This is a genomic window from Pseudomonas sp. NPDC078416, assembly GCF_050268485.1.
Classification (GTDB): domain Bacteria; phylum Pseudomonadota; class Gammaproteobacteria; order Pseudomonadales; family Pseudomonadaceae; genus Aquipseudomonas.
On record NZ_JBNNGV010000002.1, the window covers coordinates 79999 to 93733 of the forward strand.

Here is a 13735-nt window from a genome sequence, read left to right on the forward strand (position 1 = left end):
CTCTCCCGATACTCAGGATCACCAGCTATACCGCAAACCCACATTCGCCCCGAATGGCTGCTCGATGTTGTCACCGTTGGAATAATCGAAATCAGCGTGCAGCTGCAGGCTGTCGGAAAACGCCACGGCAATACCCGCCCCCAACTCGCCTCGCGAGCCGGACAAATCGTTGTTGAACACGTTGTTGTTGACCTGGACTTCGTTGTTTTTCGCGAACTCGTGCACCCCCGCCACCCGCACATACGGCTGAACCACGCTGCCGCTGTCCATCCTGAAATTACGCCCGGCCGTGACACCGACCTTGCCCAGCAACGAACGGGTGCGATCACCTTCGGCACGCATGTCGTTGTTCAGCTCGTAATCCTTGCCCTGAATCACCACGGCGGACAACTGGCTGTACGGTTCGATGAAATAGCCGTCGTTCAGCTTGATGTGTCGACCAAACTCAACCGAGCCCCCTGCGCCTGAGTTGTCGTAATCGCCCTTGGCACGGGTGCCATCGCTGATGCTGACTTTGGAGTCGTTGCGGAAGCGGTTGAACTTCAACACGCCGTCAAAATAGTAGCCGCTGGCCTGGTCCATCCAGGTCGTGTAAATCCCTGCGTAATAGCTGTTGACCGTGCCCGAAGTACCGCGGCTGAGATCAAGGTCGGATTTACTGTGCCCGGCCAGCACACCCACCAGCCATTGCCCGTCGCCGATCGGCAGCGGTGCATCGGCGCCCAGCGAGAAACCTTGCTGCGTCTGCTGATAACCGACACCCGACGCTTCATCGACGTTGTATTTATTGCCGTAGGTGCGGACCCATCCACCGGCTTTCCCACCATTGAATCGTAATTCGCCCATCCGGCTGCGCAGGGAGGTCAGCTCGCCGTACCAGACCGTCGGCGCGGTGTTGAACAGCGCCAGCACCGAGCGCGTGCCAGGACTGATCGTTGCTGTACTCGGATCCAGAAACCAGTCGGTTCCACCTGCGTCGTTGCTCGTCGACGCCAGTTGATAGGAATAGGTCCCTACGTCAACGGCCCGATCGCCTGCCAGGGCAAAGGTCGCGTTACCGCCCCCGGTTTGCACGACAGTCAAGGGCTGCGGTGACGTCGGGTCGACGCCGGAACCTGCGATCAGCAAGGTATGGCTGCCCGTTGCAGAACCGGTGACGTTGAGTAGGTCGTGCTCATTGGTGAGGTAGTCGGCATCCATAACGAACGTGCCGTTGCCGGACAGCGTGCCGACGTTGAGCTGGTAGAACGCGCTGGGAGCACCAAACCTCACCGTGCTGTCATTCACCGAAAGGGAGTTGAGGGTATTGGTGCCCACCATGTCCCAGGTGGAAGACCCTGCGAGGGTGGCGCTATCGACATTGACCAGGTTGCCGGTGAACACCGAGTTGTTGGTCAGCGAAACCACGCCGGCACTGGAGGTGATATCGCCGGACATCGAGCTGGCATCCAGGCTGACATTACCGCTGCTCACATCGCCTTTCAGCGTTGAGCCGCCCAGCAATCTCAGCACACCTGCGCCGCCGGTCGACGTGACATTGCCGACTATAGAGCTGACATCGAGGCTGACGTTGTCACTGGTGACGTTACCTTCCAGCACGGAGCCCGCCGCCAGGGACACCACGCCTGCATTGCCGGTCGAGGTGACATTGCCCGTTATCGAGCTGGCGTCGAGACTGATGTTGTTGCTGTTCACATTGCCTCTCACAGCAGAGCGGCGAACCAGTTTGACGGCACCTGCTCCGCTGGCCGAAGTGACATCGCCGGTAATCGAGCTGGCGTCGAGACTGACGTTGTCGCCGATGACCTGACCTTCTACCGTCGAACCTGCGACAAGGGATACGACGCCCGCGTTGCTGGCTGAGGTGATATCACCCTTCATTGAACTGCCGTTGAGGCTGACGTTGTCGCTGCTGATATTGCCCTCCAGCGCCGAACCCTCCACCAGCGATACAACGCCGGCGCTGCTCATTGACGTGACGTCGCCGTTCATCTGACTGTTGCTCAGGCTCACGTTGTCGCTGCTGATGTCACCCTCCAGCAACGAGCCGCCGGCCAAGGTGACGACGCCGGCGCTGCCCATCGAAGTGATGTCACCCTTCATCTGACTGGCATTCAGACTGACCGTGTCACTGGTCACATTTCCTTCCAACACTGAGCCGTTAGCCAGCGAAACCACACCGGCGTTGCTGGCCGAGGTCACGTTCCCGGTAATGGAACTCGCATTCAGACTGACCGTGTCAATGCCGGTGACATTGCCGGTCAGCGCCGAGCCATTGTTCAGCGCCAGAGTGCCGCTGCTGGTGGCATCCGCCGTAACGTCACCGATCAAACGGCCCTGCTCAAAGGTCAGGTTGGCGATGCTGCCGTTGGAGATAGCGAAGTTACCGGTCACTTCGCTGTTCTGCAGCAGCACGTTCGCCGTCGCCGCGTTGGTAATTTCCAGCGCGTTGCCGTTGCCACCCGTGAGGGTTGTGCCATTGAGCAGATTCAGGTTGGCGACCAGACCGCCGCCCTGGCCATTGACCAGAATCGCCGCACCCGTGGTGCCTTCTATATGTGAGCCTTCGATATTGACCGTACCCTGGCGCACATTGGCCGTATCCACTCGATAGACGAGGCCGTTCAAGCCGCCGGTGACAGTGCTGCCGCGCAGGGAAATGTCCGAGCCGAAACCGCGAACCCCGTAGCTGCTTGCGCCGGTGCCGGTGATGACGGCGCCCGTCGCGTCCAGCCTGCTGCGAGAGGCAAGCGTTGCGCCACCCGCGCCACCGCTGATGGCACCGCCATTGATCTGGAACGCGCTGCCAGAGCCGCCCTGTTCCTGTACGCCGTTGAGACCCAGGCCGGTCTCGCTGCTGATGGTGGCGTTCGTCAGGACCGCCTGGCCGTCGCTGAGCACCAAAGCGGTTAAAGTGCCGCTGGCATTGACGCTGGCACCATTGACGTTCGCCACGGCGCCCGGCGCGCTGAAGTTGATGGCTGTCGCTGAGCTTCCCTCGTTCAGATTGACCACGGTGCCTGCGCCGCCTCCAGAGATCCTCAGGGCTTGGGCGCCGCTGTTCACCGTCAGCGAGGAACCGGTCGCCAACGACCAGGCTTCCGGGGTGGCGCCCTGGTCAACCACAACAGATTCTCCAGGGGCCAACGCACGCCCCTGGGCGGCGGTGCTGATGCACAGCGCGAGGGAAATAAAGGTTGAGGGGTTGAAATAACGGGAGGGTGTGTAACGCGACTTAGCCATGTCCAGCTCCTTGGGAATATCGCCATTCCCACGGAGTACAGAAAAGCTCCGCAGGACAAAGGCGCGAAGACTACATTCTTCAAATCATTATCAATGTAGGACGTTTCCTAACGTATTGAGCGTAGTTTCCTACAGCCGCCCGGTCCTGCCGCTTATCGCCAACTGCGGCAATAGGTAAAAAAAAACAAGGCCGGTTAGTACGGCCTTGTTTTTTTCGTCTCAACCAGAAATTTTACTTATTCATTCTGTCGTCGAGCCTGCTCGATTAACAGCCGCACCCACCCGTTCTGAGTCGACGACTATTGGGCGGACACACGCCCGCCGGGTTTTCACCCGTTGCTCTGATCAGCGTCTCACCCTGCATCGGCGGTGTGGTATCAGACACATACGTCAGCTTGATCGACCCGTTCAGGCCTGTTGGCAGGATGCACTCTTCAAACGGCCCTTGCAGGAATTCGAAACCGTTGGAAGCCTCGGCTGCAATGATTTTTCTCTCCCATGTGATCGGCGCGTTTACCGGGGCTGTCCCCGCTTTGTCGGTGTAGCACTGCCACGTAAACTCAAGAGTCTCCCCGCCCTGCAACATACCGGCGTTGCCAGGAATACGTACGCTAACCAACTGTTGAGGGCCCACGTGCGTACTGCAGTTGAGAATGTCACTTCCGTCCGACGCCGTGGCCGCTTCGGGAAATTCGGGATTGGCGAGTTTGATCGGTAGGGCTGCGCTGACATCTACCAGAGTCGGCACGCAGGACTCGACATTGCCAGGGGGATTGATGCGCCCAACGGTATAGAACACCGGCAGCGCTGTGCCGCTTGGCAGGTCTTTGATCGTGTCCCAGTCCAGAGTGAACTCATAGTCATCACCCGCCGACCCCGTTACAGGGCTGAGCCTGCCGACCTCTGCCGCGACGCTACCCCAATACAGGACCATCTCCTCGCCCGTGCCTACAGGATCGTACAGCTTGAGCTTTACCGTAACAGGGTCGCCGACGTCGTCTTGCGTCAGCACGTTATCAACTGCAGAGGTCGAGCCACGAACCGTTACTCTTGGCAGGTTGCTGTTCACCGGATCCGGCCGGTCCGGGTTCACGGGCCCAGGGACGAAGAAATCCACATTGATGGTGGCGGGGTCCGAGGCGAACGACTTGTCGCCACGCTCGACGACGTAGCTCACCTGGGTCGGCAGCACCGTGGTCGCCGCGCCATAGGCAGGCTTCAATATGGTTTCGTAGGGAACACTCAGAAAGCTTGTCGCAAATGGATCCGTGATGTTGTGAGTGACCGGCAGCTGCGCAGTACCCCAAGTGAGCACTATACGGTCGCCTTCAAGCGCGTTCGCGTACGGGTCAATTTCAACCAGCCCTGTATTCGCTCGATCAATGTCGACAAGTTGCAGAACGCCGTCATCCGCGATCCTGGGCACGCGGGGTGCGTCCAGTGGAACAACCGGAAGTGGATTGAGAAAGAGGCCGACTGTCGTGTTATCCGAGTGACCGCCCTTGTTTCCAACCTTGTCGACCAGTCGGAAGGATACGTAGATCAAGCCATCCCTCAGACCCGAGAAGACAGCAGCCGGGATCTTGATCTCCCGATTCGAATCAATCGGCCCGGAAAATGCCGGCGCGGTCGGGCTCGTCCCGACTTCATGAATGTAAATCTCCAGGGTATCGCCCGGCTTCTCGTCTTGATAAATGGGGATGACCAGAACCACATCGGTGTGTTGACTCAAGTATTCCTGTGTGATGCCGTCATTGACGATGGCAGCGTCCAGGAACGTAGGCGCCGCTGGAGACTGATTATTGTTGGGTGGCGTCTTGTCGATAATGAAGCTGGTGGTTTCCGATGTTGACGGGTTGGAAGCATCGTTTGTCACGATGTAGCGCAACTCGAAGGTGCCTTCGTCAGCAAAGTTGGATTTATCCAGCATCAGTGCCATCGGGAAGTCGCCGGACTCCAACGGACCTGGAATCTTTATCTCGGCTTGGGCATCCTGCCAGTCACCCGCGAAGAGCGCTTTCCACTGGAATTGAAGCGTGTCGGTCTCGCCCGATCCTGCGCTTCCGGACCACTGGGGGATCATGATAGTCATGTCCACTTCCTGCTCATCACGAGGCACCAAGCCTGCGAAGGCAGGATCGCCGTTCCACCAGACCGGCGCAATCGGCGCAAGCAAGTTCGCCCTTCCAGACCGGCCTTTTTTGATGGCTTGCTTCTGCTGGCTGACATTTCGCGCCAATGCACTGGCAAGCACTCGGATCTGTTTGCTTGATAAGTTGCTCATGTCTTTTCTCCTTGAATTGACTCGCGCCTATCCCGCTTGGCGCGTCCTGGGTTTCCAGCGTTACTGCCCTTTGCCACCACGCCCGAGCCTCTGCAATACGCGGGCGATGAATCGACTGAATTTGCGACAGGCCTTGCATCCGCCCGCGATGGACGACCCAGACCGCAGGGCCTCCATCCCAGGCCCGCAAATCTCGCCACTGGGCAACTTGCGATTGATCTTCACCAGCCCCTCGTAGGACGAGCCCGACTGCCCGCTGACTTTCGTCAATCGGTAAGAGGCCAACGCCGATCCTTCAATGATGGGCTCGATATGGGGAATGAAGGGCTCGACCAGGACGTCCAGATAACCGTCAGTCACGTTCTGCGCGCTGACCGTCCGGGCAAACACGCCTTCGGTACCGGCAATCGGATCCACGCCGTTGAACGTGCGATAGCCCTGCCAGTACAGGGTGATCTGGTCCTGGTACTCGAACAGATTACGGACGAAAGCGATGCGAACCACGATCCCGTTCCAGGGCGCGTCGTCGCAATTGATGTAGCCGTAGATGTCTGCCTCCGGGAACTCCGGCTCGGGCAAATCGCCCCCGGGCAATGGCTTGAGTGCGACGGTGGCAGGGGTTTCGCGGGAGAACGAGTCGGTCTCGTTACCGGCCCGGTCCCGTACTTTGTATGTCGCGTAGAAAATGCCATCCCGATCAGGTCCGCGCACGGCGGTGCCAGGCAGATCGATGCAGACATCTTGAGGGTCGGGGCCGACCTGCCCCTTTGTCACCGTCACACTGTTAACGGCCGCAGCCGTTGGCGGGTTGTTCTGCGACCAGTAAAGGTCGACGACATCGCCGACTTGGGCGTCCAGATACAAGAGGCGGGGCAGGCACAGCTGTACCTTATCGCCATGACTTGCCAGGTACGCTTCGTTGATCACCCCGCCCACCAGATCATCTGGTAACAACAAGGGCATCAATTGCTGGTTATAGCTCGGCGCGCGGGTGTCGAGGGTGACGGTACGGCGCTCGGAAGGCGCAGTGTCATTCGCGTCGCTAGTGACCGTGTACCAGAGCTGGTACTGGCCGTCCGCCTGCAGAAACTTCTTATCCATCCTCAGAGAAAAAGGAAATGTTGTGGTATCGACCGGTCCAATAAAATCCGCAGTGGCCACAGGTTTATCAGTGATCTCACCACTCCAGAACAGGTCCAGCCGGTCGGTATCTCCCGCCTCGGCCGGACACGGCCAAAGCGGCACCCGCACCTCTAGATCATTGCCTTGGGTTCCAGTGGAAACCAGGCCTTCGGGATCGTTTGGATCAATGATTGCCGGCACTTCAGGCATTGGCAGCAGTGCCTTCGATCCATCCCCTGTCAGTCGTGTGATCGACTGCGCTTTCCGATCCCTGGCCATCCTGTCCTCACCTCGTCCGATGAAGCGCTGTCAGCCGGCACCCGCTGGCTGAGCAACGCAACAAGACTTTATTGAGAACCGATTTACTCAGGCCGGCTACTGTCAGAAATGACAGTCCGGGCCTCCGCCGGTCGGTTGACGAAACACGGCTATACAGAACAGAAACAGGTCAAAAGCAGGATCAGACCAGACTGTCGTCGATCACCAGCACGACCTTGCCCGACACCTGATTGGTCGCCAGCTCCGCGTAGGCCGCTTCCGCTTCACTGATCGGAAAGCTGCGGGCCAGTTGTGGCTTGAGGCGGCCTTCGGTGAACAGCGGCATGACGTGCTGCCCCAGATCGCTGAGCAGGTCGGCCTTGAACTGATCGTCGCGGCTGCGCAGGGTCGAGCCGAGGATATGGATGCGCTTGCCCAGCACCTGAGCGAAGTCCAGCTCGGATTTGCGCCCGCCCATCAAACCGATCAGCACCAGACGACCATCCACGCCGAGCACTTTCAGATTCAGCGCCGCGTAGTTGGCGCCCACCGGGTCAAGGATGACGTTGAACGGCGCGAAGTCGTTAAGCGCATCGAGGTTCTCGTTGCGCAGCACGCCGCCCTGGGCGCCAAGCGCTTCGCAATACGCCAGCCGCTCCGCCGAGCCCACGGTGACCCATACCGGGTTGCCGAAGGCCTTGCACAGCTGAATGGCAGCTGAACCAACTCCACTTGCCCCGGCATGCAGCAACACTTTTTCGCCGGGCTGAAGACCGGCCAGCTGGAACAGATTCAGCCAGGCCGTGGCGTAGACCTCGGGAATCGCCGCCGCTTCGTGCAGCGAAATCCCCTCGGGCACCGGCAGCACATGCCGCGCGTCGACCACGACTTCTTCCGCCATCGCCCCGCCCGCAACCAGCGCGCACACGCGGTCGCCGATCTCCCACGCGCAGCCCGGGCCGACCTCGGCAATCACCCCTGAACATTCCATCCCGAGGATTTCCGTGACACCCGGCGGTGGCGGGTAATGCCCCGAGCGTTGCAGCAAATCGGCACGATTGAGTCCGGCCGCTGCGACCTTGATGCGGACTTGTCCTACATCCAGAGTCGGCGATGGCTCTTCAAGCCATTCCACACGACCTTCAACGCCTTGCAATGCTTTCACGGTGCCTCCATAGTGAGTCTTGACTGAGCCCGATGTGCCTCACGGCCACTGGGCTTTTTGCATTATGCGACCGTGTTCTGACCGAACCGGCGACCTCCAAAGACGGCCTAATATGCGTTATCAATTGTCCCCGCGTCGAATCAGCATGAAGCATTTTTTACCCAGCACCACCCTTGCATTACTCGTTGGCCTGACTGTCCTGCCAATGTCGGCCAGTTCGTTCGCCGCCAATAGCTGGGATAATCTTCAACCTGATCGCGATGAAGTCATCGCCAGTCTGAATGTCGTGGAGCTGCTCAAGCGCCACCATTACAGCAAGCCGCCGCTGGACGACAAGCGTTCGGAAATCATCTATCAGAGCTACCTCAAACTCCTCGATCCTGCGCGCAGCTACTTCCTCGCCAGCGACATCGCCGAGTTCGACAAGTGGCGTTTCCAGTTCGACGACTTCCTCAAGAGCGGCGACCTGGCTCCAGGCTTCACCATCTACAAACGTTATCTGGACCGCATTAAGTCGCGTCTGGATTTCGCCCTGGCGCAGCTGAGCAAGGGCGTCGACAAGATCGACCTGAACACTCAGGAAACCTTGCTGGTTGATCGCAAGGATGCACCTTGGGCCAAAAACGAAGCCGAACTCGACGACCTCTGGCGCAAGCGCGTCAAGGACGAGGTTCTGCGTTTGAAGATCGCGGGCAAAGACCCGGCGAAGATTCAGGAAACCCTGACCAAGCGCTACAAGAATCAACTCGCGCGTCTGGGCCAGACCCGCAGCGAGGACGTGTTCCAGGCGTACCTGAACACCTTCGCGATGTCCTACGATCCGCACACCAACTACCTGTCACCTGACAGCGCGGAAAACTTCGACATCAACATGAGCCTTTCCCTGGAAGGCATCGGCGCTGTCCTGCAGAGCGACAACGACAACGTCAAGATCGTCCGCCTGGTGCCGGCCGGCCCTGCCGCCAAGACCAAGCAAGTGGCGACCGCCGACAAGATCATCGGCGTCGCCCAGGGCGACAAAGAGATGGTCGACGTGATCGGCTGGCGTCTGGATGAAGTGGTCAAACTGATTCGCGGTCCGAAGGGTTCGGTCGTGCGTCTGGAAATCGTCCCGGCCAGCAATGCGCCAAGCGACCAGACCACCAAGATCGTTTCGATCACCCGCGAAGCCGTGAAGCTCGAAGAGCAAGCGGCGAAGAAGTCGATCCTTCACCTGAATCAGGACGGCAAGGATTACAAGCTGGGCGTCATCGAGATCCCTGCTTTCTACCTGGACTTCAAGGCCTACCGCGCCGGCGATCCCGAGTACAAGAGCACGACCCGCGACGTCAAGAAGCTGCTGACCGAATTGCAGTCGGAGAAAGTCGACGGCGTGGTCATCGACCTGCGTAACAACGGCGGTGGTTCGCTGCAGGAAGCCACCGAGCTGACCAGTCTGTTCATCGACAAAGGCCCGACGGTTCTGGTGCGTAATGCCGACGGCAAGGTCGATGTGCTGGAAGACGAAAACAGCGGTGCGTTCTACAAAGGCCCGATGGCGTTGCTGGTCAACCGCCTCTCGGCTTCGGCTTCGGAGATTTTTGCCGGTGCCATGCAGGATTATCACCGCGCGCTGATCATCGGCGGCCAGACCTTCGGTAAAGGCACCGTGCAGACCATCCAGCCGCTGAACCATGGTGAGCTGAAACTGACGCTGGCGAAGTTCTACCGGGTGTCCGGCCAGAGCACCCAGCACCAGGGCGTACTGCCGGACATCGCCTACCCGTCGATCATCGACACCAAGGAAATCGGCGAAAGCGCCCTGCCTGAAGCGATGACTTACGACACCATCAAGCCGGCGATCAAGCCTGCGGTGGATCCGTTCAAACCATTCCTCGCCCAGCTGCAATCGCGTCATGACGTGCGTTCTGCCAAGGACGCCGAGTTTGTCTTTATCGAAGAAAAACTCGCGCTGGCGAAGAAGCTGATGAGCGAAAAGACCGTCAGCCTCAACGAAGCCGAGCGCCGCAAGGAACACGCCGACATCGAGAGCAAACAGCTGGCGATGGAGAACGTGCGTCGCAAGGCCAAAGGCGAAGAGCCGCTGAAAGAGCTGAAGAAAGAAGACGAAGACGCGCTGCCTTCGGAAGACGACAAGACCAAACCCGAGGACGACGCCTACCTGGCTGAAACCGGGCGTATCTTGCTGGACTACCTGGGCTTGAGCGGTTCGGTGGCGAAAAAGTAAAACAGCATGAAACGTGACGAAATGATGGCAAATCGTCATCAAACAGTCATAAAGCTGTCGTGAAATAGCGGGGCTCGACGCCACAAGCGTCCAGCCCCTTTTTCTTGCCCCGAGATTGCCATGACCGTGACTGAACAGCTGGGCGCTCTGAGTTCGATCCTGACTCACGGCGACTTGCACAGCCTGTTCCAACCGATTGTGTCGCTATCGGATCGGCGCATTCTCGGCTATGAAGCCCTGACTCGCGGTCCTTCCAACAGCGCGCTGCATTCCCCTCTCAGCTTGTTCGCCGTGGCCCGCCAGGCCGGGCGCCTGAGCGAACTGGAACTCGCCTGCCGCGAGTCGGCCTGCCGTCGCTTCAGCCAGCAGAAGCTGGAGGGCAAGCTTTTCCTCAATATCTCGCCCGAGTCCCTGCTGGAAGCCTCGCACCCGCCGGGGCGCACCTTGCAGCTGTTGCAGCGCTACGGGATACCGCCGAGCCGCGTGGTCATCGAGCTGACCGAGCAGACCCCGACCGATGACTTCGGCCTGCTCTACAACGCGCTCTATCACTACCGGGACATGGGCTTTTCCATCGCCCTCGATGACCTGGGCGCAGGGTATTCGAGCCTGCGGCTATGGTCCGAGTTGCGCCCGGATTACGTAAAGATCGACCGGCATTTCATCGACGGCATTCATCAGGACGCGGTCAAGCGCGAGTTCGTCGGCTCGATGCTGCAGATGGCCAAGGCGTCGCGGGCGCTGGTCATCGCTGAAGGCATCGAGTTGCAGGAAGAGCTGGCCGTCTTGATCGACATGGGCGTCGAGCTGGTTCAGGGCTATTTGCTGTGCCGTCCGCAGGAGTTTCCACCCCGGGACGCCCGTGCGCTGCTGCCAAAAATCGACCCTGCCGCCGCGACCTTGACCGAAGAAACCAGCGACCTCAGTGCCCTGCTCAACGAGCTGCCGGCGGTGGTGCAGACTACGCCCACCGCCACGGTGCTGGAGGCGTTTCGCAAGCAGGCCAATCTCAACTCGCTGGCGGTGCTGGATGAGCAGCATCAGCCGATCGGCATCGTCCACCGCCACTCGCTGTCGGACGTGCTGCTCAAGCCCTTCGCCACCGAACTGTATGCGCGCAAGCCTATTAGTCGTCTGATGAGCGACGACTTCCTCGCCGTCGAGCTGAGTCAGTCGCTGCAGCAGGTCAGCCGGCTGATCACCAGCCGCGCGCGGCAACGCATCGAAGAAGATTTCATCATCATGCAGAACGGCGCTTACCTGGGGCTGGGCCGGGTCATTGATGTCCTGAAGCTGATTACCGAGGTGAAGATCCAGCAGGCGCGATACGCCAATCCGCTGACCCTGCTGCCGGGTAACGTGCCGATCCAGCAATGCCTGACCCGGTTGTTGCAACAGGGACGTGAATCGATGATCTGCTATGTGGACATCGACAGCTTCAAACCCTTCAACGACATCTATGGCTACGGCCGGGGTGACGAGGTCCTGCTGTGTCTGGCGCAGTGCCTGAACGACCGCATCGACCCGAGCCGCGACTTTGTCGGCCACATCGGTGGCGATGACTTTCTGTTGGTGCTGGGCTCGGAAGACTGGCGCAAACGCTTGAACATGCTGCTGGAAGACTTCCAGAACCAGTGCCGACGCTTCTACCGCGCCGAGCATCTGGAAGCCGGCTGCTTCGTCGCCCTCAATCGCCAGGGCCAGCGCCAGGAATTTCCGTTGCTGTCGCTGTCCATCGGCGTTGTGCATCTGCATCCGGAAGTCTGCACGACCCTCGACGCCAGCCAGCTTGCCGAGCTGGCGTCCCAGGCCAAGCACCACGCCAAAGAGGTGATGGGTGCGAGTGTGCATGTGATCAATACGCTGGAGGCGGAGGTCATGGCGACGTTGAATCAGGCGGTTTTGGGGTGACCGACGGGGTTCGCCAGCAAGCCGGCTCCACAGGTTTTGTGCCTGACGCGGAAATCCCGGTCCACGGAAATCCAGTGTAGGAGCGCGCTTGCCCGCGAATGCGGTCTGCCTGTGCCATCCATTTCGACTGACCCACCGCCTTCGCCAGCAAGCCGGCTCCTTGGTTTTGCGTCTGACGCTGAAATCCCGGCCAGGGAAGATCCGGTGTAGGAGTGAGCTTGCTCGCGATCGGCTGCGCAGCAGTCGTGAAACCTGACGCCCCGGTTACCGCTGACACACCGCGTGCACGGGTCTGCTGCCGCTTCGCGCCAGATCGCGAGCAAGCTCACTCCTACAGTTTGATCCCCGGCCGGCGAGGAATGGGCGGCAGATCACATATCACGCAAAGACGTGCACGGATTTGGCGTCATACCCCGACCGGTGTAGGAGCGCGCTTGCCCGCGATCGGCTGCGCAGCAGTCGTGAAACCTGACGCCCCGGTTACCGCTGACACATCGCGTGCACGGGTCTGCTGCCGCTTCGCGCCAGATCGCGAGCAAGCGCGCTCCTACAGTCTGATCCGCGGTGGGCGAGGAATTGGCGGCATCGTTTAACACGGTCCGCATGAGCGTAGGTAACGTTTGGGTGTGCGCCCGAATTCGGATCTGGCCTGTAAGCCACCCGATCTGCAACTTACTCCGGCTTCACCGGCTGCGCATACTCGAACTCAAACACCCGGGCCACTTCCGAGGCGTGCCAGGAGGCGGCAGCAATGCCGTCCGAGGGGCCGGAGAAACGGCCGAGGCGTTCGACGCATTCAAAAAACCCGGTGCGAGGCAGGCGGCTGGCGCCCTGACTGATCACCAAGGAACTGCGCAATGGCTGCTCGGCGCGGGCGTCGAGGGCGGCGAGGTGTTCAAGGGCGGCGGTCAGGGTTTGCATGGCGGGAGTGGGTAACTGCAACCGCTCAAGCAATGCGCGATAGGTGACCAGATGACGTTGGCGACGGGCCAGGTCCAGTTCGGCGAGCAACCCGTCCCAGTGCTGGCGACTGATGCGCACGCTCATGCTTCACCCCGCCAGCCCGCAACGCCCAGTTCCCACGCCAGACTCCGGCGAATGGCCGCATCCGGCTCACGGGCGCCGCTTTCAATCAGGTCGAGATAAGACGGGCTGATGCCGACCGCGCGGGCCAGTTGCGCCACTTCCAGGCCTTTGGCCTCGCGCAATGCACCCAGCTGAGATAAAGAAGGGAGGTCTGCAGCGGCCGCAGACGAGGACTGTTCAGACTTGGCCTCGGGGTGGATCGCCGCTCCGGACTCCGGGCCACGCGCAACACCCGCCGCGCGCAACAGGGCCTGATACTGCGCCCATGGCAGCACCGCATATTCCGGCTCTCCATCGCGCGAAATAACCTGAAGATCCATACCAACACCCCTGTAGGACAAAAACACGCTTTACGTAGTCTTTTTCTAAGTATGGGTGGCATCTTAACAGCGGTTGTCGACGACTGGCGTATGAGGAATCACCAGAGCAGTGGTGACGT

The 13735-nt window shown here is 60.0% G+C and carries 8 protein-coding genes; 2 read left to right on the forward strand and 6 right to left on the reverse strand.

Annotated elements, in window-relative coordinates; all coding sequences use genetic code 11:
* Window positions 1-18: 18 nt before the first annotated feature.
* The 4 genes from ACQKEN_RS04225 to ACQKEN_RS04240 form a co-directional block, all read right to left on the reverse strand.
* Window positions 19-3243, reverse strand: a complete 3225-nt coding sequence (locus ACQKEN_RS04225) for an autotransporter outer membrane beta-barrel domain-containing protein (RefSeq protein WP_427683909.1) — start codon at window positions 3241-3243, stop codon at window positions 19-21.
* 265 nt (window positions 3244-3508) lie between these two features.
* Window positions 3509-5527, reverse strand: a complete 2019-nt coding sequence (locus ACQKEN_RS04230) for a hypothetical protein (protein WP_427683911.1) — start codon at window positions 5525-5527, stop codon at window positions 3509-3511.
* 60 nt (window positions 5528-5587) lie between these two features.
* Window positions 5588-6859, reverse strand: coding sequence for a hypothetical protein (locus tag ACQKEN_RS04235; protein WP_427683912.1), 1272 nt, complete (start codon window positions 6857-6859; stop codon window positions 5588-5590).
* A gap of 250 nt (window positions 6860-7109) precedes the next feature.
* Window positions 7110-8072 carry an NAD(P)H-quinone oxidoreductase gene (locus ACQKEN_RS04240; protein ID WP_427683914.1) on the reverse strand — a complete coding sequence of 321 codons (963 nt, stop codon included), beginning with the start codon at window positions 8070-8072 and terminating at the stop codon, window positions 7110-7112.
* Between the two features lie 145 nt (window positions 8073-8217).
* Between ACQKEN_RS04240 and ACQKEN_RS04245 the strand changes: the two genes are divergently transcribed.
* Window positions 8218-10299 (forward strand): carboxy terminal-processing peptidase, encoded by a 2082-nt coding sequence (locus tag ACQKEN_RS04245; RefSeq protein WP_427683916.1) that lies wholly within the window; start codon window positions 8218-8220, stop codon window positions 10297-10299.
* Window positions 10300-10419: 120 nt separating this feature from the next.
* The gene (locus ACQKEN_RS04250; protein ID WP_427683918.1) at window positions 10420-12210 is read left to right on the forward strand and encodes a bifunctional diguanylate cyclase/phosphodiesterase; all 1791 of its coding nucleotides are present in this window, start codon (window positions 10420-10422) and stop codon (window positions 12208-12210) included.
* 672 nt (window positions 12211-12882) lie between these two features.
* On the opposite strand, the gene ACQKEN_RS04255 is transcribed toward ACQKEN_RS04250, so the two are convergent.
* Both ACQKEN_RS04255 and ACQKEN_RS04260 read right to left on the reverse strand, forming a co-directional pair.
* Window positions 12883-13257 (reverse strand): hypothetical protein, encoded by a 375-nt coding sequence (locus ACQKEN_RS04255; RefSeq protein WP_065986840.1) that lies wholly within the window; start codon window positions 13255-13257, stop codon window positions 12883-12885.
* A complete protein-coding gene (locus tag ACQKEN_RS04260; RefSeq protein WP_427683920.1) occupies window positions 13254-13616 on the reverse strand; it encodes a helix-turn-helix domain-containing protein in 363 nt (120 codons plus the stop codon). The genes ACQKEN_RS04255 and ACQKEN_RS04260 overlap by 4 nt, the downstream gene beginning before the upstream one ends.
* Window positions 13617-13735 lie beyond the last annotated feature (119 nt).